Annotated in this window: 19 protein-coding genes and 1 tRNA gene; 6 read left to right on the forward strand and 14 right to left on the reverse strand. The window is 49.9% G+C overall.

What is annotated here, in order from left to right; translation table 11 throughout:
* Positions 1-181 precede the first annotated feature (181 nt).
* Positions 182-1,159, forward strand: coding sequence for a hypothetical protein (locus AT746_RS12995; RefSeq protein WP_231730934.1), 978 nt, complete (start codon positions 182-184; stop codon positions 1,157-1,159).
* Between the two features lie 316 nt (positions 1,160-1,475).
* Here the strand turns inward: AT746_RS12995 and flgL are convergent, their stop codons facing one another.
* The 13 genes from flgL to AT746_RS13060 form a co-directional block, all read right to left on the reverse strand.
* On the reverse strand, positions 1,476-2,699 hold the full coding sequence (gene flgL / locus AT746_RS13000; RefSeq protein ID WP_062480969.1) for a flagellar hook-associated protein FlgL: 1,224 nt from the start codon (positions 2,697-2,699) through the stop codon (positions 1,476-1,478).
* An 11-nt stretch (positions 2,700-2,710) separates the two neighbouring features.
* Complete coding sequence (locus tag AT746_RS13005) at positions 2,711-4,855, reverse strand: FlgK family flagellar hook-associated protein (RefSeq protein ID WP_062480971.1); 2,145 nt, start codon at positions 4,853-4,855, stop codon at positions 2,711-2,713.
* A 40-nt stretch (positions 4,856-4,895) separates the two neighbouring features.
* A complete protein-coding gene (flgJ, locus tag AT746_RS13010) occupies positions 4,896-5,924 on the reverse strand; it encodes a flagellar assembly peptidoglycan hydrolase FlgJ (protein ID WP_082633269.1) in 1,029 nt (342 codons plus the stop codon).
* A 15-nt stretch (positions 5,925-5,939) separates the two neighbouring features.
* Positions 5,940-7,052: a flagellar basal body P-ring protein FlgI gene (locus tag AT746_RS13015; protein ID WP_062480974.1), complete on the reverse strand. Its 1,113-nt coding sequence runs from the start codon at positions 7,050-7,052 to the stop codon at positions 5,940-5,942.
* 8 nt (positions 7,053-7,060) lie between these two features.
* Positions 7,061-7,741, reverse strand: coding sequence for a flagellar basal body L-ring protein FlgH (gene flgH, locus AT746_RS13020; RefSeq protein WP_062484214.1), 681 nt, complete (start codon positions 7,739-7,741; stop codon positions 7,061-7,063).
* Positions 7,742-7,756: 15 nt separating this feature from the next.
* On the reverse strand, positions 7,757-8,545 hold the full coding sequence (gene flgG, locus AT746_RS13025; protein WP_062480976.1) for a flagellar basal-body rod protein FlgG: 789 nt from the start codon (positions 8,543-8,545) through the stop codon (positions 7,757-7,759).
* 34 nt (positions 8,546-8,579) lie between these two features.
* Entirely contained in the window at positions 8,580-9,323 is a 744-nt protein-coding gene (flgF, locus tag AT746_RS13030) for a flagellar basal-body rod protein FlgF (RefSeq protein WP_062480978.1), read from the reverse strand.
* Between the two features lie 520 nt (positions 9,324-9,843).
* Positions 9,844-11,265, reverse strand: coding sequence for a flagellar hook protein FlgE (gene flgE / locus AT746_RS13035; protein WP_062480980.1), 1,422 nt, complete (start codon positions 11,263-11,265; stop codon positions 9,844-9,846).
* A gap of 57 nt (positions 11,266-11,322) precedes the next feature.
* A complete protein-coding gene (locus AT746_RS13040; protein ID WP_062480982.1) occupies positions 11,323-12,006 on the reverse strand; it encodes a flagellar hook assembly protein FlgD in 684 nt (227 codons plus the stop codon).
* A gap of 12 nt (positions 12,007-12,018) precedes the next feature.
* Complete coding sequence (gene flgC / locus AT746_RS13045; protein ID WP_062480984.1) at positions 12,019-12,441, reverse strand: flagellar basal body rod protein FlgC; 423 nt, start codon at positions 12,439-12,441, stop codon at positions 12,019-12,021.
* Positions 12,441-12,842, reverse strand: a complete 402-nt coding sequence (gene flgB / locus AT746_RS13050) for a flagellar basal body rod protein FlgB (protein WP_062480986.1) — start codon at positions 12,840-12,842, stop codon at positions 12,441-12,443. Before flgB ends, flgC begins: the two co-directional genes overlap by 1 nt.
* Positions 12,843-12,943: 101 nt before the next feature.
* Positions 12,944-13,774, reverse strand: coding sequence for a CheR family methyltransferase (locus AT746_RS13055; RefSeq protein ID WP_062480988.1), 831 nt, complete (start codon positions 13,772-13,774; stop codon positions 12,944-12,946).
* Positions 13,775-13,788: 14 nt separating this feature from the next.
* The gene (locus AT746_RS13060; RefSeq protein ID WP_062480990.1) at positions 13,789-14,715 is read right to left on the reverse strand and encodes a chemotaxis protein CheV; all 927 of its coding nucleotides are present in this window, start codon (positions 14,713-14,715) and stop codon (positions 13,789-13,791) included.
* A gap of 353 nt (positions 14,716-15,068) precedes the next feature.
* On the opposite strand from AT746_RS13060, the gene flgA reads away from it, so the two are divergent.
* From flgA to flgN, 3 genes are all read left to right on the forward strand, one after another.
* Positions 15,069-15,689, forward strand: coding sequence for a flagellar basal body P-ring formation chaperone FlgA (gene flgA, locus AT746_RS13065; protein ID WP_252100467.1), 621 nt, complete (start codon positions 15,069-15,071; stop codon positions 15,687-15,689).
* 173 nt (positions 15,690-15,862) lie between these two features.
* On the forward strand, positions 15,863-16,198 hold the full coding sequence (flgM, locus tag AT746_RS13070; protein ID WP_062480994.1) for a flagellar biosynthesis anti-sigma factor FlgM: 336 nt from the start codon (positions 15,863-15,865) through the stop codon (positions 16,196-16,198).
* A 4-nt stretch (positions 16,199-16,202) separates the two neighbouring features.
* Entirely contained in the window at positions 16,203-16,622 is a 420-nt protein-coding gene (gene flgN / locus AT746_RS13075; protein ID WP_062480996.1) for a flagellar export chaperone FlgN, read from the forward strand.
* Positions 16,623-16,725: 103 nt separating this feature from the next.
* On the opposite strand, the gene AT746_RS13080 is transcribed toward flgN, so the two are convergent.
* Positions 16,726-17,184 (reverse strand): LPP20 family lipoprotein, encoded by a 459-nt coding sequence (locus tag AT746_RS13080; RefSeq protein ID WP_062480998.1) that lies wholly within the window; start codon positions 17,182-17,184, stop codon positions 16,726-16,728.
* 219 nt (positions 17,185-17,403) lie between these two features.
* On the opposite strand from AT746_RS13080, the gene AT746_RS13085 reads away from it, so the two are divergent.
* Positions 17,404-18,543 (forward strand): flagellar assembly protein T N-terminal domain-containing protein, encoded by a 1,140-nt coding sequence (locus AT746_RS13085; protein ID WP_197414256.1) that lies wholly within the window; start codon positions 17,404-17,406, stop codon positions 18,541-18,543.
* 129 nt (positions 18,544-18,672) lie between these two features.
* Positions 18,673-18,747 (forward strand) — tRNA-Arg (locus AT746_RS13090).
* The last annotated feature ends 352 nt before the right edge of the window (positions 18,748-19,099 follow it).

The following is a 19,099-nucleotide window of genomic DNA, read 5'->3' on the forward strand; positions in this document are numbered from 1 at the left end:
AAAACACTTTAGAAACAATAACTTTTTAAAAAAAGTTAATGTTACTGGCTCTCTCGATTAAGTTTATCGACGTAGCGGATAAGTCCTTTAGCAAAAATTGCCGCACGGCACAAAAAAGCGGCAAGCCTTTGCCGCTTTGCATTCTCTAAACTTTTGAGATTCAATGGTTTAATCACGCAAAATGAGTTTGAAAAAAATGTTGGCAGAGTGGCAAAAATGTATCGCCGCATCGGCGGCTCACAGTGCCTTTACGGATCTCTGTGAGTTTAATCAGCAGCTCTATTGCTGTTTCAGAGAGGCTACAGATCATGTCAGTGCTGATGGTCAGATTGGTATTGTGCAGCTTAACGGCCAGGGAGAAGTCACGGCTAAGAATCGTATCCGTATCCCCGATACCGACCTCAGAGATCCCAAACTCAGCATCACACCGGATAATAAGCTGTTACTGCTCGCCTATGGCCGCTTTAAAGGCCCCAAAGGGCGATATTCTCAGCCACTGAGCTGGTTTTCCTGCGATGGACAGAGCTGGTCGTCCGCCAAACCACTGGCAGATAAAAACTGGTGGCTTTGGCGGCTTAGCTGGCACCAGGGAACGGCCTACGGTGTGGCCTATAACAGAGCGGCGCAACAAACCAGACTCTACGCGGGGAATCCGCGGCGCACTTTCGAGTGTATTAATCAGGATTTATTCAGTTTGTCGAAAAATGGCAAGGGCTATCCCAATGAAACGGATATGTTTTTCGATGATAACGGCAACATGGTTATTTTACTCAGGCGGGATGCCGACACCTGCACGGCACAGTTGGGTGTGGCCAAACCGCCTTACCGAAGATGGCAATGGACAGATCTGGGGGTGTATATTGGTGGCCCGGCCATGTTAGCCATGGATAACAACCAGGCTTTGGTGAGCGGCAGAGTATGGACTGAGCGAGGTCCGAAAACAGCGTTGTTGGCCCTGAATCTGTCCTCTAAAAAACTGCGTTTACTAACCCTATTACCCTCCGCCGGTGATACCAGCTACCCCGGGATGGTTTTGAATCAGGAAGGATTGTATATCAGCTATTATTCCACGCACGAACATAAGACCATGGTGTATCTGACCAGATTTAAGAATGATGAATTAAGAGCACTGAATAGTGAATCTGCCTCGTTATCCTGATGCAAATCAGGATCCCTTACCGACAGCTGAGTCGTTAAAGGTAAGCATCTTAGCCCTGTATTAAAGATTCCGGCTAACAACGCGCCGGAATGACCTTCAGGCTCTAAGATTGAAATTTATTCGACAAATATTGTGAGGCAGTCCAATAAATTGGCCTCTACATAAGATTACTCTTCTTAGCGCTCTCCGCGTCTCTGCGGTGAGAACAGCGTTTTTGTGGTAGCTGATAAAAATTATTTATCATCAGGTCTGCAGGCAAAGTTTCCAACCGTTATGGCAACCATTCAAATCTTTGTCGGAATAAATTCCGACCTACTTAAATAAAGTCAAACAGGGATAACCCGGTGACTCTGGAGAAAGTCGACTGAGCAGCCTGTAATGCCGTTTCCTGGCGGCTGAGGTCGGACACCGCCTGGGCATAGTCCACATCTTCAATACCAGAGCGGGTGGATTTGTGGGCGATTTCCAGATCCAGATTCGACTCATAGATAGATTCGGCTACGTTTAATCGCCCGCCGACACCGGCGGTGGCTGCGCCTACTCGCTCCAGGCCGTTATCCATGCCGATCAGCGCGTCATTCAGCCCTTCCTGGAACTGTTGCTGAGAAATATTCGGGTCATTCAGCGCGACAAAAAAATCATCCAGTGTCTGGGCCAGATTTTTCTTTTCTGGCGGATCCAGTTCAAAATCGACCGTATCGCCCGGACCACCATCAATAGTGAATTGCATACCATTAAAGGTAAAAGGCTGGCCTGAGGTAAAGTTAAACGTACCCAAATTGGCGCCGGTACCGGTATTAGTAACAGTGACCTGATCGCCGGCACCATTAACCGCAATTTCAAATTCATTATTGGCCGGTGTTACCGCATCGTAATTTTGCTTGTGAAAAGCATCGAAATCTTTCTGCAGGGTAATCTTAAGCGAAGAATCTGCAGCCGTACCCCCGGTGATACTGGATTTAAAGCGGGCAAACACATCTTCAAATACTGTCTTGCCTGAGTCTGCAGCCTGTAATCTCACGGCCGGTGAAACCTGCAACTCGTTGGTGCCCTCATCGCCCTGGAACTGATATTTATTACCTGCTGCAGCAGGATCAAAAATAAAGGCCGGTGATTTGGACTGGTACCCGGCAAAAATATAGTCCCCTGAAGCATCACGGGAGTTCATCAGATCGAACACTTCATCTCTGATGGCTCCAATTTCCACTGCCAGCGCCGCCTTATCTTCCGCGGACATCACTCCGTTACCGGATTGCACCGCCAGTTGTCTGGCCCGCTGCACGGAACTGGTGATATTACGCATCACCGCTTCCTGCTCCTCCAGAGAACTGGTCAGTACATCGTTATTGCGCTGAAACTGTTTGATCTGCTCAAGCTCTTCGGTCAGGCGTATGACCTTTGATGCCCCCACGGGATCATCTGATGGTCGCAGTAACTTCTTGCCCGAGGCCAGTTGCTGCTGCAAATCAGACAGATTTCCCTGATTATTGAGAATACTCTGAATGCTGCGATCAAAAAGCTGATTGGTGGAAATACGCATAAAGCTACCTGTTATCTTACTGCACCAAGTATAGTATCAAACAATGTCTGGGCCGTGCTCAACACTCTTGCCGATGCGGCATAAGCCTGTTGGAAGCGAATCAGATTTGATGCCTCTTCGTCCAGACTCACACCTGAAACGGACTGAAACCAGTCACTGGATTGCTGCTCCATCGCCTGGGCGGCCTTAAGCTCTATATCGGCAGTCGCCGTTTTCTCACCAACACTACTTACGGTATTGGCGTAGGCCCCGTGAAAGGTGGTTCCGTTCTGTTCGCTGAAACCTGTACTGACATTGCGCCTGATGGTGTTGACATCCTGTAATCCGGCCAGTTCCAGCCCGTTACGGTTATCATCCACTCCATTGGTATTAAAGCTGATGCTGAAGCTGTCTCCGGCCTTGGGAACCCCCTCCAGGCTGACATCATAACCGGGGTAGTTATCCAATGCAGAGAAGGCCGCCGGCCATGCCGGGCCAGCACCTATGGCTTCCCCCTGCGCCAGCAGGTTTTTCAGATCCGGGGCATTGGTCACTTCGGTGATCACCGTACCGGCGCTGTCAAGGATCTGATAGGAATCCGCTGCCGTAAACACAATTTCAGCCGGCGCGCCCACACCACCGCCGGGCGCTGCACCAGGGCCATGTATGCCGCCCGCGCCATCGAAAGCCGATGCACCGTTGTCGGCAAAGGTATTATCTACTGTAGTGTTGGTTACCGAAGTAGACGCCACCTGAGCACCACCCAGATTATCAATATCTCCCTGGGCCTTAATCGGAGAAGCAAAAGCCAGATCTTCGCCGCGCACAATATCCAGATTCACTTCGGCGGCAGTATATCGGGTTGGCTGCAATAAGAATTCATCCCCGGCTGCATAGGTGGCACCATCGGGGAATTCCAGTTCCAGGCCATCCAGAATCGGCGCCCAGGTGCCATTTGCCGCTTCCAGGCCAGTATATGCCTGGGTAATAGGGTTGCCGTCTGTATCCAGAGAAGGTGTACCATCAGCATTTAACAATTCAACCGTAATATCCACCGTATCCGGCGGGCCCGCTGTCACCGCATCGATAGTAATCTTATAATCTGAGGTACTTAAGTTTTCTGCCTGCCCGGCCTGAATACGACCATTTATTGCCAGATTAGCCGCCGAGTTGTCGGCATAGTTTAATGCCTGCACACTGGGCAAACTGAATATATCTCCTCCAAGCTGACCGTCATAATCCATACCCAGACGGTTCTGTTCATTCATGGCATCGGCAAACCCCAGCGCCAGTTGTCCTAATTCACGCTGAGAAGGGGCCAGCACTTCATCACGAAAAGAAAACAGCCCGCCCATTTTTCCACCCAGTTGAGTCTCCGCAATATTTATCCTTGCCGGGCTGTCTGAGCTTTGTAATTGCAGGGTTTTGCGGGTGATATCGGGATCGCCGCTGATTTGAAACACGTTAAACACCCCGGCTTCGAGCACAAGGGATTGCCCCGCGGTAAGATTGACCAGGGTTGTGCCATCGTCTTTCTGACGGGTTTCAATGGAAACAATCTCCGCCAGTTCCCGGATAGCCATGTCCCGCTCATTTTTAAGGACTCCGGGTTCTTCGAAACGGTTTCCGGACTGAATTTCTCTGATCTTAGTGTTCAGTTCGGAAATACTCTTAATCAGATCATTGGCCTCGGTAGTAATGTTGCCAAGTTCATCATTGAGTTCACTTTCGGTCTGATTCATAAAATCTGACAAGCTGCTCATTCGCTCCAGAGTTGAACCCGCCTGACCCAGTACCAGTCCCCTTGCGGCCACATTACCCGGCTCATCGATAGCCGTCTGCAAAGAGGAAAAATACCTGCTCAGACTACCTGCGATACTATTGGCTTCACTGGCAAGGATATTATCCAGCTGGGATATACGCTGATAAAACGCTTCAGCTTCCCCCAACCTTGTTGTGTCTCTGCGCAGCTGGTTCTGCGCAAACTGATTGATTACGCGCTCAGTAGTGCCCTGCCCCACACCGCCGGTAAGTTGTGACACAAAGTTTGTCCGTTCCCGCACAAAGCCTTCGGTATTCACATTAGAAATATTATGACCGGTAGTACGCAGCAACGTATTACTGGAGCGTATGCCGCTGTTGGCGATAGAGAAAAGGTCGGCGGTGCGAATGGTCATATTGCTATCCTGATATCAATGATGACAGGCTTTGTGCCCATCACTCAGTCCCGACTCGCAAAGGAGCACTCTGCTGCCCGGTAGTAGGCTGAATGGCTGCCTGTACATCTTCTGAATGCAACTTCTGCGCCGATGGTGACTGACTGAGTATATCGCTGTTCAGTAGTCTCAACACCTTATCGGCATATTGAGGATCCGTAGCATAACCTGCCTGTTGCAGATTTCTGAAATAGCTCTCCGGATCTTCGGTCTTTTGCATGGCTTGTGAATATCTGGGGTTATCCCGGATAAAATCCACGTAGTCCTGCAGGGAGTCAGCAAAGGACTCATAGGCCCTGAATGGCGCTTTCTCGGCCCTGGGTAGCCCGTCCCGGTACTCCAACGTATTGATCAACGCCTTGTCACCCTGCCAGCCTTTGCCTGCTTTAATACCAAACAGATTGTGACTGTTCTGACCTGACGGCAGGTGTATCATCTGTTGCCCCCAGCCGGTTTCAAGTGCCGCCTGGGCTACCAGCGCTCTGCCATCCAGACCAATCTGTGCGCCAATTCTCTCGGCCTCAGGCAACAAACTGTCAATAAAGGTTCTGGCGTCACTGAAGCCCGGCAATTTATTGCCCGTTACCGGCTCAGTGCCTAATACCTGTTGCCGGGCCTGTTCCGTACTTTGCAGACGCTGACGATTGATAGAGGATAAGTTACCATCACTGCGCAGCAGCTCGGCTGGTGTATAACCCTCGATATTCTGACCCAGCTGTTTGACGATCAGATCGGCCAAACCCATAGAGCCTGAAGCACTCATATCAGTGGCCATTTGCTGATCATGCATATCGCGGTAGAACTTGACCTGCTCTGAGTTGAAAGGATTGTCTTCGTCAGACAATACATCCTGAGCATCACGCATGGATTTGAGCATCATGCGTACAAAAATCGCTTCGAACTGTTTGGCGGCTTCTTCCAGTGCATTTTTATCACCGGATACGGCCGCTTTTCTCAGCGTGTCCAGACCTTTAAGATCGTGCACATTCCGGGATTGCTCAAGCTGCTCAAGGGAATAGCGCTGTTCCATAACCCTCTCTCTGACCTAAATCACAATCAACTGACCCTGCAAGGCGCCGGCTTTGCGCAGAGCCTCGAGTATGGCCATCAGATCGCCGGGGGCGGCTCCTACTTCATTAACGGCCCGCACCAGTTGATCCAGGGTGACACCAGGTTCAAATTTAAACATGCGGCTGTCTTCCATATCCACATCCACAATCGAACGTGGCGTTACCACAGTATCGCCATCGGCGAACGCATTAGGCTGGTCCACCTGAAAATTCTCAGAGATGGTTACTGTCAATCCGCCGTGAGTTATGGCTGCAGGCCTGAGCCTGACATTTTCGCCGATAACAATAGTGCCGGTACGGCTGTTAACAATGACTCTGGCCGAGGCCTCTGCCGGTTCAAATTCAAAGTTTTCCAGCGTCGCCAGAAAGCCCACACGCTGGCCCACATCACGCGGCGCCGACACCCTGACTGAAGCCGCATCTATAGGTGTGGCAACAGCCGGACCTTTGTCAGGATCAGAGCCAAGTTGCTGATTAATGGCATCGGCAAGGGCCTGGGCCGTGGAAAAATCGGGATAATTCAGATTCAGAGTCAGATAATCGTTCTGCATCAGACCGCTTGGCACGGCCCGCTCTACCATTCCGCCGTTAACGATACTGCCCACAGTGGGTGTATTGGAGACGATCCTGGAGCCATCGGCACCCTCGGCCCCGAAACCACTGACCACCAGGCTGCCCTGTGCCACCGCATACACGTTACCGTCCAGGCCTTTAAGAAAGGTCTGCAACAGAGTACCACCGCGTAAGCTGTCAGCTTCACCGATAGAAGAAACGGTCACATCTATGGTCTGGCCGGGTTTAATAAAAGGTGGTAATTCCGCATGTACTGCAACGGCCGCCACATTCTTAATTTTGGGTTTGAGATTACTCGGCATCATAATGCCAAAGTTTGACAACATGGTCCGGAAACTTTGTTCTGTAAACGGGCTTTGCTCACCGGTACCCGGCAAGCCTACCACCAGGCCATAGCCCACAAGCTGGTTACTGCGCACCCCCTGAATGGTTGCCAGGTCTTTGATCCGCTGCGCCGCCTCTGCCAACGGAGATAATGCGAACATCACACTTAGTAACAACACTGAAATACGCATATTCACTCCTAGAAAGGCCACCACTCGGATGAAAAGAATCGGGTCAGCCAGCCTTTTTCCTGGGCCCGGGCAAAACTACCGGTGCCACTGTACTGAATACGGGCATTGGCAATTTTAGAAGACTGAACCTGGTTTTCCGGACTGATATCAGCGGCCCGCACAATGCCGGTCAGCCGCACATACTCATCGCCATTGTTCAGGGTCAGCCACTTCTCACCGCGCACTGCAAGATTCTGATTAGGTAGTACCTGAGTCACTGTCACTGAGATATTACCGGTCAGGCTGTTGCTCTGATTGGCGGTAGCACTGCCGGAAAATTCATTGGATGAGTCCAGACCAAACTGTACCGACTGACCACCGATATTGATATTATTGCCGCCTAAGCCCGTAATCGGCAGTACATCCACTTCAGACTCTTTACTGGTGTTGGTACCTGCCGATTTAGAGGCATTAGTATTTTCTCTGAGCACCACAGTAATAATGTCGCCCACGCGCCGGGCCTTAACATCAGAATACAGGCTGTTGGCAAAATTCTGTCTGTAAATGGAACCGTTTTCTTCAAGGCGCTCTTCCGGCATGTCCGGCATCACCGGCGCAAAGAACGGATCGCCCGGCGCCGGCCCCATTGGCGGTGAACTGGCACAACCACCGAGTGCCAATAAGGTGAGAAATACAACAAGCGCTTTCATGATATTACCCATTGATTAAAGTTGCTGGATAACCTGACCCAGCATCTGATCCACAGACGAAATCACTTTTGAGTTCATCTCATACAGCCGCTGGCTTTCAATCAGATTGACCAGCTCTTCGGTCACATTGACATTAGAGGTTTCCAGCGAACCCTGGTTCAAAGACCCCAGCCCTTCAAGCCCCGGAACGCCCTGTAATGGCGCTCCACTGACTGCCGTTTCAACAAACAGGTTCTGACCGATGGGCTGTAAGCCGGTAGGATTGATAAAATCGGTCAGGTTTAACTGACCCAACACCACCGGCTCTGCCTGTCCGCGAATGGTCGCGGAGACTTCACCATCCTGAGAGATAGTAATTTGCTGAGCATCCTCGGGCACTGCAATCACGGGCTGCAACTGGAAACCGGCACCGGGTGTGACCATTTCACCATCTTCGTTGAGGGTAAACTGGCCGTTTCGGGTATAGGCCAACGTACCATCGGGCTGCAGGATTTCAAAAAAGCCGCGCCCCTGAATGGAGATATCCAGCGCATTCTCTGTCGTCAGCAGGTTACCCTGGGTAAAGGCCTTTTGCGTCGCCACGACCTTTGAGCCCGCGCCAAGCATCAGCCCGGAAGGCAGTTCGGTATCAGCCGAAGAGCGACCTCCTGGCTGGTTAATATTCTGATACAGCAAGTCTTCGAAAACGGCGCGGCTTTTCTTAAAGCCAACGGTACTGGCGTTGGCCAGATTGTTGGAAACCACCGATACGTCGGTTTGGGCCGCATCCAGGCCGGTTTTACTGATCCACAATGCCGGGTGCATAGTCTGTCTCCACTAATTGTTTCAATAATTTCAATCAGATAATGCGTAACAGCATATTGCCGCGCATATCCAGCTCGTCAGCTTTTTTCATCATCTTGACCTGCAATTCGTAGTGACGCTGCAGTTCGATCATGCTGACCATTTCTTGAATTGGGTTAACGTTGCTGCCTTCGAGCACGCCGCTCATCAATCTGACATCAATGTCCTGGGCCGCCTGATTGCCGTCTTTAAGCCGGAACAAACCATCATTGCCTCTTTGCATCTGATCAAGCTGCGGGTTCACCAGCTTTAACTGCCCCACTTCCGCCAGGACTTCAGCAGGCGCGCCCTGTGGGCGAATGGACAAAGTACCATCGGCAGCGATATCAATTTTTGACAGTGGCAACGGCAAAGCAATAGGGCCAGCGTCGCCGATAACCAGATTGCCATGACCATCTTCAAGCAGGCCATCGGCGCCCACCTGCAGGTTACCGGCACGGGTATAAGCCTCGTTACCCTGGGCATCCTGAACACTGAGCCAGCCGCGGCCCTGAATGGCCACATCCAGCTCTCTTCCGGTCTGGATCATGGCGCCACTTTCGTATTTATTGCTTGGGCTTTCTGTCATGGCAAAAACACGGGTCGGCAGACCCTCACCGAAGGCCGGCATAGCCCTGGCCTGCTGAAGCTGAGCCTTAAAGCCGGTAGTCTGGGCATTCGCCAGATTATTGGCACGTACGCCGGTGGCCAGAAGATCCTGCTTGGCGCCGCTGGCGGCGATATAGAGCATTTTGTCCATGACACTTTATTGACTGTTAAACCTTGCTATTAATGCTGCAAGTTGGGTGCCAGTTTTTTGTGCGGGGTGTCAGGAGTGAAGAGTGAGGAGGAATAGCTTTTCTCTCGCAGCGGCGCTGAGATCGCAGAGGTTTGGACTTTTAACTCTTTTAATCCTCAGCGTCTTGGCGTCTCTGTGTGATCATTAGTCCTTTCTCTTTGATCATGCAAAGATGCGGAAACCGCGAAGACGCTGGGTTCCCTCCAACAACATGAGGGAACGACGCGCGGTCATGCCCGAGTGCTGTTGTCGGGCATCCAGTGACCTTTTAAAAGAGCAATATTTACCACAAACAGAGCACAAAAAAAGGGTGAGATGGTTTCCCACCTCACCCCTCACATCTCCTAACGTATTTGTTTAAAAACATCCTTGTTGCCCGGTGCCAGCCACGCCATCCTTGGCGCGTCGTTCAGTCTTCTCGGCGTGATGTTAAATCACCCCTCATTCGCTTCGCTCACCAGACTTCACCCTAACGATAATCTTATCTGATATTCAGCACCGTCTGGTTCAGCTGATTATTCACTTCCAGGGCTCTGGAGTTAGCCTGGAAGTTACGCTGGGCGATAATCATATCGATCAGCTCTGTGGTCAGGTTAACATTGGCCTGTTCCAGGGCAGATGAGTTAATCTCACCAAAAGTCCCTGTGGTCGCTTCACCGGCTAAGGCTTCACCGGAAAGGATACTTTCCTGCCACTGGGTATTACCCATCTGAGTCAGGCCCTGTTCATTAGCAAAACGCACCAGGGCCACCCGGCTCAGAGGCTCAGAGGTACCGTTAGAATAGGTGGCCCGCACCAGACCGTCAGGGCCAATATCCACACCGGTTAAACGGCCTACCGGTAAACCATCCTGCTCCAGCGCTGTGACTTCAAAGCCTGAGGCAAACTGGGTGGGCTCGTTAGGCGTCGCAGTAGCAGTGTTAAGGTTAAAGTCGATAGTCAGATCCTGAGCCGGATCTGAGCCATTGGTAAGGATGCCGACACCGAGCGCCTCGGTAGTCAGCTTATTATTCGCCTGGTTGGTACCATCTGCCGACTCAATACTGATAAAATCACCGCCTGAGGAAAACACCAGCCTGGAACCTGTAACTGCATTGCCGGTATTTGTACCTGCAAAGTTAACAGCATCACCCGGAGCAGGCACACCAGGTGCCGGTGGTGGAGTTGATGGAACTGTAGCACCATCACTTTCGGTCAGATTCACCAGTTGATCATCGACAGAAGTCACCATTACCCATTCATTGGCGCCGACACCAGCAGTAGAATCTTTAATAAAGTAAAAGGTCTGCACATGACTATCACCCAGTGAATCATAGATGGTTACTGAGGTCGCAGCATTGTAGGTCAGCGGATCCGTAGGATCGAAATCAGCCGGATCAAAGGCGCCGTCGTTAGCAGGCAGATTCATTTTTAAGTCTACCTCAGAGGTGGGTTGTGGGGTACCGGAAGAGTCAGGTACCCGCACCGGCTGAGTGGTGCTTAAGGCCACCGATGCCGACGAACCATCAGGATTTACCGGAAAGCCCATCAGATGATCGCCATTGGAGTTAACCATAAAGTTTTCTGAGTTAAGCTTAAACATGCCCGCCCGGGTATAGCTGTAATCCTGCGAGCCCTGCTCGGGGATGGTGGCGAAAAAACCATTGCCGGTAATCGCCAGATCCAGTGCATTATTGGTAAACTGCAGGCTGCCCTGACTGAACTGCTGCGCCACTTCAGCGGTCAGTACGCCGTCACCGACCTTGGTTTTACCCCCGGCCAGTAAAGATGCGGCATACACATCCACAAATTCGGCACGGGATTCTTTAAAACCCACAGTATTCACATTGGCGATATTGTTCGCCGTGGTATCGAGGTCTTTTTGTGCGGCGTTAACGCCACTTAAAGCAATATTAAAAGACATGGTCACTCTCTCCTGTACGGCTTTCTGTCGAAAACCAACTGTGCTTCAGGCACTTAATTAACTTTTACCAATCTGCAGTACATCGCCGATTTTGACACTTTCATCACCGGCCAGATTCAGGATCACACCCTGACTACTTGAAGCCAGGCTGACACTGTTGACATGGCGGTTGATGGCGGTGGGCAGATCTTTGGTTTCATCGCCCACTTTGCCACTGGCGGATATTTTATAGTTGCCGGGGGGCAACAAATTGCCGTTACCGTCGGTACCATCCCAGCCAAACTGGATATTGCCGGCTTCGTTAGTACCAATATTCATGGTCCTCACGGTCTGGCCAAACTGATCCTCGACCGTGATCTTCATATCCTGTACCGATTGTTCATTAATGATCACGCCGCTCACCGCACCTTCTGCACCTAACGCGGCCTTATTGCCCATTACCAGCACGTCCTGCCCTATGAGGCTGGAGGCCTGCAGTGCCTGACTGGAGTTCATATTGGCAGCAAAGTCTTCGAAGTTAACATTAAGCTTGTTAAGGCTGTCTGCCATAGTGAAGTTAGTCATCTGCGCAATCATCTGATCGTTGTCCACCGGCTTGGTGGGGTCCTGCATGGCCAGTTGTTCTGTCAGCAGGGAAAAGAAGTCTTCCTGCGTCAGTTTGCCATCATCAGGCTCCGGCACCTTACTTTCATCCTTCCAGTACAGGTCGCGGATATCTTTGTTATTACTGACGTTTTCCATCATAGACTCCTGTTACTGACCCTGACCAAGCATCAGTACCCGACGGAAAATCCGTTTAGTGGTATCAGCCAGTTGGATATTGGTTTCATAGGCCTTGGACGCCGAGAGCATATCAGCCATTTCTTCCACCACATTCACATTGGGTTTGTAGATATAGCCGTTTTCATCAGCCATGGGATGATCCGGGTTATGCTCGATTTGCAGCGGTTTGTTGCTTTCAACTATACCTTCTACCCTCACACCAGGAGTGGCATTCTGACTGTTCATCGCCTGCTCCATGGCCGCCGCAAACACCGGTTTGCGGGCGCGGTAAGTATCTTCATAGCTACTGCTGACACTATTGGCGTTGGCGATATTACTGGCCGTAGTGTTCAGACGAACGCCCTCGGCAGTAATACCTGTGGTGGCAATATTCATTACATTAAACAGACTCATCAGGCTTGCCCTCCTTTCAGGGCGTTCTTCATGCCCTTAAATTTACCTTTAAGGAATTCCAGCCCGGCCTGATAACGCATGCCGGTATCGAGGAATTCATTTCTTTCCTTTTGCACTTCAACCGTATTGCCGTCACCAGTGTCGGGCTGCATCGGTACCCGATACAACAAGTCCTGGGTATTGCGTATTTGCACGTCAAAATGCTTCTCATGGGTGCGGCTCAGGCTGTATTTCTGTTCAGACTGCGCCGCCTGCATGGCGGCTTTGAAATCAATATCGCGGGCCTTGTAACCGGGGGTATTAGCATTGGCAATATTGCCAGCAATGGTTTCCATACGCTGATCACGCAGGGTCAGCGCCTTGTGATGAAAACCAACCAATTTGTCTACACTGATTGCCATGCTTTACTCCTGCAAGGAAAGTTCGTTGCAGAAAGTAAAGCAAGGCTTGTGCCAGATATAGGAGTAAATTGGAAGGAAACAGGAAGTTGGTCAGAAAACCGTTATTTTTTAACGTAATACAGGCCTGGACTGCACCGAACCATATTAAAGGCATCAGACAATCCGGACATGGATTCCGAGGCCCCGAGGAATAAAACTCCCTCATTTTGCAGGCTGGCGGCAATCTGTTGCAGTATTTTGGTTTTACTTTTCGGCGAAAAGTAAATCAGCACATTGCGACAGAATACCAGATCAAATTTACCCATTGAGGCATAGGAATCCAGCAGATTGATGGGTCTGAAAGAGACCATACTGGTAACCTGAGGCTTGAGTTTAAGGCTGCCACCATCGGACGGCTGAAAAAACTGCCGCTTACGTTCTTCAGACAAACCTCTTGATAAAGACAAGTTATCGTACTCTGCCGCCTTACAGCGGTTAAGCATGTCTACTGAGATATCAGTACCTACAATCTGCACCCCACCAGGGAATGCCCCGGGGTTACGCTGCAGATACTCCAGTATGCTCATGGCAATAGAATAAGGCTCCTGTCCTGAAGAACAGGCAGCAGACCATATCCGCAGCGGCGAGTTTTTGCCCCTGAACTTTGCAAGCAACTGGGATTTAAGTAATTCAAAAGGATAGCTATCACGAAACCAGAGGGTTTCATTGGTGGTCATGGCGTCAATGACGGCCTCACGCAAACCCCGATCATGGCTGTTGACCACCTTTGCCACCAGCTGTGCCAGGCTGTCGATACTAAACTTGCGTAATAATGGCGAGAGCCTACTGCGCACCAGGTACTGCTTGTTGTCACCTAATACGATGCCACATTGTTTTTCCAGATAATCACGGAATAACTGATAATCCTGGCTACCAATTTCTCTATCAGACACAGACTACACTCTGATTATGTTTCAAGACCTAACCACTTCTTCACTGAGTTCGCCAGTTCATCGGGGTGAAACTTGGCAATAAAATCATCAGCGCCCACTTTTTTTACCATCGCCTGATTGAAGACACCACTCAGTGATGTGTGCAGGATAACATGGAGATTCTTTAATTTAGGATTATTCTTTATTTCTGCAGTAAGGGTATAGCCATCCATCTCCGGCATTTCAATATCCGAAACCAGCACGCCGACCTTGTCGGTGACATCACCGGTTTCCTCTGCAAGCGCGAGCAATCCCCGCAGGGCCTCAGCGCCGTTCTTGGCAGCCTCGATTTTAAGCCCCAGACTGGTCAGCGCCTTGATCACCTGCTTTCTGGCTACGGACGAGTCATCGGCAATGTAGATGATCTTGTCTTTGACCGAAGAAATATCCAGCCCTTCGGTCACTGAGGCGCTGACATCGGTTCCCAGAGGCGTGATCTCATTGAGGATCTTTTCTACATCGAGTATCTCGACCAGCTCGTTATCAATCTCGGTAACAGCCGTCAGATAACTTGCTCTGCCCGTACCTTTTGGTGGGGGCAAAATGGAATCCCAGTTGATATTGATAATACGTTCCACGGAGCCGACCAGAAAACCCTGCACCGACCTGTTGTATTCGGCAATGATAATAAAGCGCTTGGTAACGTCATCAATTTTTCTGCCACCTGTGGCCATGCTGAGGTCAATGACTGATATGGTCTGGCCTCTGATGTGTGCCACACCGCGCACAAAAGGGTTGAGCCTTGGCATGGACGTCAGGGGGGGGCATTGCAATACTTCGCGCACTTTAAAAACATTAATGCCGAAGCGCTGATTACCCTGCAATTTGAATAACAGCAGTTCAAGCCGGTTCTGTCCGACCAACTGTGTACGTTGATTAACTGAATCCAGGATTCCAGCCATATATCACCCCAAAGCTGTATCAGTTTAGGCACAGAAATTGCCCTAACTAACAATATTAGCTTGCATCGACGGTAAATTGACACCCGATACAAGTCAGATTAAACCGGTTGCAGTGCTGAGCACTGATCCCGGCATATATAAACCTATTCGTTGTTATCGTGAAAACCAGCGCTAACATGAATCTTGTATATATCAGATAAGGCTTATGTCTTTACCATGTTACAAGATTTTGTCCTTAAGCATAGACAAACTGACACAAAGTGAATATGAAAAGTTTTGCTAGCACTCTGAGAATACTGACATTTTTTACCCTCGCTGCAGGTTCGTCGTGTTTAGCACAAGAGCAGAGCACGGTGCACGAACGCATCCGGATGGTCGCTGAAGACTTTGTCAAGACAAGGATCTCGGCAGGTGATGACCAGAATATCAGCACAGAGGTCAAGGCAGTTGCGGTAGATCAACGCATTCGGATAGCACCTTGCGAAACACCTTTCGAGGCCAGCGCCAGTGATAATAGCCTGACTCAGCGCAATGTAACGGTGCGGGTTTCCTGTCCCAGTTCGAACTGGTTTTTATATGTAATGGTGAACGTACAGCAAATGCAAAAAGTCGTCGTTGCGAAGCAGGCTGTGTCACCGGGTGAACTCTTATCTGAGAATCAACTGGAAGTGGTGAACCTGGACGTCAATCAACTGCGGGGCAGTACCTATTCGACTATCGGCAGCCTGGCCGGAGCACGCAGCAAACGCCGCTTAAGAGCCGGACAGCCGATCGAACCGTCATTGCTCTGTTATGTCTGCAAAGGCGACAGTGTGGTTATTACAGCCAATGTGAGCGGGCTGCAGATTAAAGCCTCAGGAGTGGCCGAGGAAGACGGCAATATCGGTGACACCATACGCATAGAAAATACCGCCAGCCGCCGTCAGATTGACGCCACTGTTATCAGTGCTTCGGAAGTGGCTGTAGGTATTTAAAGACCTGATACGACTGGCCGATACACTATGACAAGACATCGGATTCAGGCAAAGAGTGAGTATTGGTAAAATATTTGCTAGCATAACTGCAAATATTGATGAAAGATTGCTAAAGATATCTCAGAGCCTGCCGATAATTAAAGCAGAGGTAAATTAGGTAGTGGAATTTGACCATGTCAGTTAACAACATTAACAGCAATAACGGCAACCTGAGTAAGACTCAGGTAGACAGCCAAAAGCTGAATCAACAGGCGCAGAATCAGACGTCGACTCAGGCAGATAGTGCCCGTAGTCAGGCTGCGGCTCCGAGACAGGATTCGGTATCGCTAACCCAATCTGCTCAGCAGTTAGCGCAGATGCAGAAGAAAAGCAGTGATGCTCCTGTTAACCAGGAGAAAGTTGAGCGCCTGAAAAAAGCCATTCAATCTGGCGAGTATCAGGTCAATCCTGAAGTGCTGGCAGGCAAAATTGCCAAACTTGAGGCTGAACTGTTCGGGGTAAAGTCCTGAGTATATGAGCCAAATTATCGAGGCAATGACGCATCAGCAGGAACTGCTCGGCAAGCTGCAGTTGTTACTGGATAGCGAATTACAGCTTATCAGTTCCAGAGATGCGGAAGCCCTGATTAATCTGGTCAACGAAAAACAAACCCTGCTGGATGAAATTCAGCAGCAGGATCAGAAAATCGCCAGCCTCTATTCCACTGTCTCCCCCGAAGATGCTGCGTTCGTTGCAGCTAAAGAAAAAATTCAGCACCAGGTAGAAGACTGCCAGTATCGTACCCAAATTAACGCCACCGCGGTCGAGCAAGGACAGCTGAGGCTTGAGCATTTGCGCAGTCTGATTATGGAAGTGCGGGCCAAAGAAAGCCTGACCTATGACAAAGCGGGCAAGAAAAAAGCCGGTCCCAAAGGCGGCGGCGTTAAAGCCTAGTTTCCAGTTTTAAAAAAATCATCCCACTTCCCTGCCAGAAAAGTCTTGTTTAAGCTGGTTTGTCTTTTTATCTGAAAACTGCAAACTGATGGCTGACGGCTTGTCAGTAATATTTAACATCCTTGATCCGTCTTGGCTTAGCCACTGACAGATAAATGTCGTAAACCTTCTGCATATCCAGTTCAAGTTCAGTGGCATAGGTGTTCTCACCTACCGCATAGGTTCTGACCACTTTGGCTCCCCTGATCACGCCCTGTACCGACGATTGCAACTGTTCGTTTTCCAGCAGCATATTAGACAGTGACTGATCCGCATTAACCTTGTGGCCATACACCTGTTCGGCCAGCTCACGATAAGCATCCAGTTTTGACGCCTTGACCGCCTGCAACATTTTCAGAGATGCTGAACTGCCAGACTGCTCATCAATAGGGGCATAACCTACAGCCGTCAGAACCGGATAGTTTTCGGGCTCAACATATTCCCATTCAACATGCTTGTCATACAACAAAGAACAACCGCTGAGCGTAAATGCCGCCACAATCAACGAATAGAATATTTTCATCTGTCACCTCAGAAATAAGAACGGCTACAGGTCAACAAACCAACTGAACAAAAAGCCACCAACACTCTGGTCAGACTCTGGCGTTGGTTCTCTGCCATCAGACTGAATTAAGCAAGTTATATACCTTTTTTGTGCCATCTGAGCCCATCGTCAATAAACCCGCTAAAAAACGGTATATTTTGTGCAAGACCATGACAGGGAAAATCTGAGGTTATGCCAGTGAACAAATTGCTTCTATTATTATCCGTTGCTTTATGCAGCTTGCAGGCCAAGGCCATCTGGTTTGAAGCCAGTGGTCAGGCCGTGGTTCATAACGGTGATAAACACCACGCCAGAAAAATGGCGACCCAGGAAGCCATTAAGCAGGCGCTGATGTTTGCCGGGGCCAGAGTCAACAGTGTGCAATACCTTGCCGACGGATTATTGCAGAATGACCGGCTGGAAGTCAGAGCCGGCGGCGAAGTCAATAAAGTGGAATTAATCCACGAGGACTATCAGGGCGATATCGTCACCGTCTCCATCCGTGCCGACATCTTCCCCCAGGACACGCAATGCCAGGCGTCTGATTATCAGAAGAGCGTGGTGACCACCTGGTTTCCTTTGAGACATAAGCAACAGGCCAGTCTGGGACAGCTGTATAATATTGGCAAAGACCTTCCACGCCAGCTGCATAAGTCGTTTTCTGCCGCCAGCCAACATGCCAACATCCATTCTGTTGAAGGTTTCTACGTAACACCGGGAAATGATCTGAGCCGGCAGGCCACTGCTCTTGCCCGTAAAGCAGGTGGGCAGTTTGTACTGCTGGCTGAAATTACTGATCTCAGTGACGAGCAGACCTCGCCCTCGAGACTGGCATTCTGGAAAGACAGACAGATTAACCGTAACTTTGCTCTGGATGTGCATCTGATAAACGGCATGACCGGAGAAGTGCTGATTTCCCAACCCTTTCGCACCAGCGCAAGCTGGCCTTTTGATCCGCACAAAAGTGTCGACACCGCCAGCAACACCTTCTGGCAATCCAGTTATGGCATGGCCATCAGACAGCAATTAGACGACCTGGCACAACGTATCGATGATGAGATTGCCTGTTTGCCAGCTCATGGCCGGGTGCTGCAAAGCAGCCATCAGCAATTGTCTGTTGATATAGGTAAAGAGCACGGTGTCAATATGGGAGACAGACTGAAAGTGTTCAAACTGAATCAGTTTTACGATCCCATGGGCAATAGTCACTATCAATACCAGGTACACCCTGTGGAGGTTCAGGTAACCCGTCTCTCGCTGAGCTCTTCAGTGGTCGAGTCAGTCAACGGCGTGCCGTTGGCAAACATTCAGCCTAACGATTTTGTATCACGGCGCTGAAGCACTTTGTTCAGCAGAGGTATGCAGGCGATTATTTATCCAGTCGTGTGCTGCAGGACTTTAAATTATGGGGGCCTTGGGTAATAATGCCCGCCCGTCGGCAGATTGCCGTCACTGAGCTACAGTAAAGTCCCCGTAGTTTAATGGATAAAACAAGGCCCTCCTAAGGCTTAGATCCAGGTTCGATTCCTGGTGGGGACGCCAGAAATTCTCCTTATAAATCATATAGTAAAATGCAGTTTGCATTTAAGCATCTTTGTGGCTCTGTCGGCAATACTATTGGTACTACATAGTCGGCTTTTTATTCGAACGCATAAAATCCACAAGACATACCGCTCTGTCCAACTGAATTAATGCAAGCGCAGCAATCTGTCGCTTAACGCCGTAGTGTTGAAGATCGTTGAATTCTCAATGGCAATACCTTTTCCACGCATTGGCATTCAGTCACTAAAAACTGACCTTATATCACCCGGTTAACAGGGTTTACCCCTCTGCACTTTATCTTGTTGGTTTATTGGCAATATCATAGCCACTGATTTCATCACCCTAAGTGTTC

The organism is Lacimicrobium alkaliphilum, assembly GCF_001466725.1.
GTDB classification, from domain to species: Bacteria; Pseudomonadota; Gammaproteobacteria; order Enterobacterales; family Alteromonadaceae; genus Lacimicrobium; species Lacimicrobium alkaliphilum_B.

What these genes read in the sequence shown, in the direction of transcription:
- AT746_RS12995 (WP_231730934.1), top strand. Translation starts at nt 182, where the DNA reads ATGAGTTTGAAAAAAATGTTGGCAGAGTGGCAAAAATGTATCGCCGCA.
- flgJ (WP_082633269.1), bottom strand. Translation starts at nt 5,924, where the DNA reads ATGGAACAGCGCTATTCCCTTGAGCAGCTTGAGCAATCCCGGAATGTG.
- flgG (WP_062480976.1), bottom strand. Translation starts at nt 8,545, where the DNA reads ATGCACCCGGCATTGTGGATCAGTAAAACCGGCCTGGATGCGGCCCAA.
- flgH (WP_062484214.1), bottom strand. Translation starts at nt 7,741, where the DNA reads ATGAAAGCGCTTGTTGTATTTCTCACCTTATTGGCACTCGGTGGTTGT.
- flgC (WP_062480984.1), bottom strand. Translation starts at nt 12,441, where the DNA reads ATGAGTCTGTTTAATGTAATGAATATTGCCACCACAGGTATTACTGCC.
- flgN (WP_062480996.1), top strand. Translation starts at nt 16,203, where the DNA reads ATGAGCCAAATTATCGAGGCAATGACGCATCAGCAGGAACTGCTCGGC.
- AT746_RS13080 (WP_062480998.1), bottom strand. Translation starts at nt 17,184, where the DNA reads ATGAAAATATTCTATTCGTTGATTGTGGCGGCATTTACGCTCAGCGGT.
- flgF (WP_062480978.1), bottom strand. Translation starts at nt 9,323, where the DNA reads ATGGACAAAATGCTCTATATCGCCGCCAGCGGCGCCAAGCAGGATCTT.
- AT746_RS13005 (WP_062480971.1), bottom strand. Translation starts at nt 4,855, where the DNA reads ATGACCATTCGCACCGCCGACCTTTTCTCTATCGCCAACAGCGGCATA.
- flgB (WP_062480986.1), bottom strand. Translation starts at nt 12,842, where the DNA reads ATGGCAATCAGTGTAGACAAATTGGTTGGTTTTCATCACAAGGCGCTG.
- AT746_RS13040 (WP_062480982.1), bottom strand. Translation starts at nt 12,006, where the DNA reads ATGGAAAACGTCAGTAATAACAAAGATATCCGCGACCTGTACTGGAAG.
- flgL (WP_062480969.1), bottom strand. Translation starts at nt 2,699, where the DNA reads ATGCGTATTTCCACCAATCAGCTTTTTGATCGCAGCATTCAGAGTATT.
- AT746_RS13015 (WP_062480974.1), bottom strand. Translation starts at nt 7,052, where the DNA reads ATGCGTATTTCAGTGTTGTTACTAAGTGTGATGTTCGCATTATCTCCG.
- flgE (WP_062480980.1), bottom strand. Translation starts at nt 11,265, where the DNA reads ATGTCTTTTAATATTGCTTTAAGTGGCGTTAACGCCGCACAAAAAGAC.
- flgM (WP_062480994.1), top strand. Translation starts at nt 15,863, where the DNA reads ATGTCAGTTAACAACATTAACAGCAATAACGGCAACCTGAGTAAGACT.
- AT746_RS13060 (WP_062480990.1), bottom strand. Translation starts at nt 14,715, where the DNA reads ATGGCTGGAATCCTGGATTCAGTTAATCAACGTACACAGTTGGTCGGA.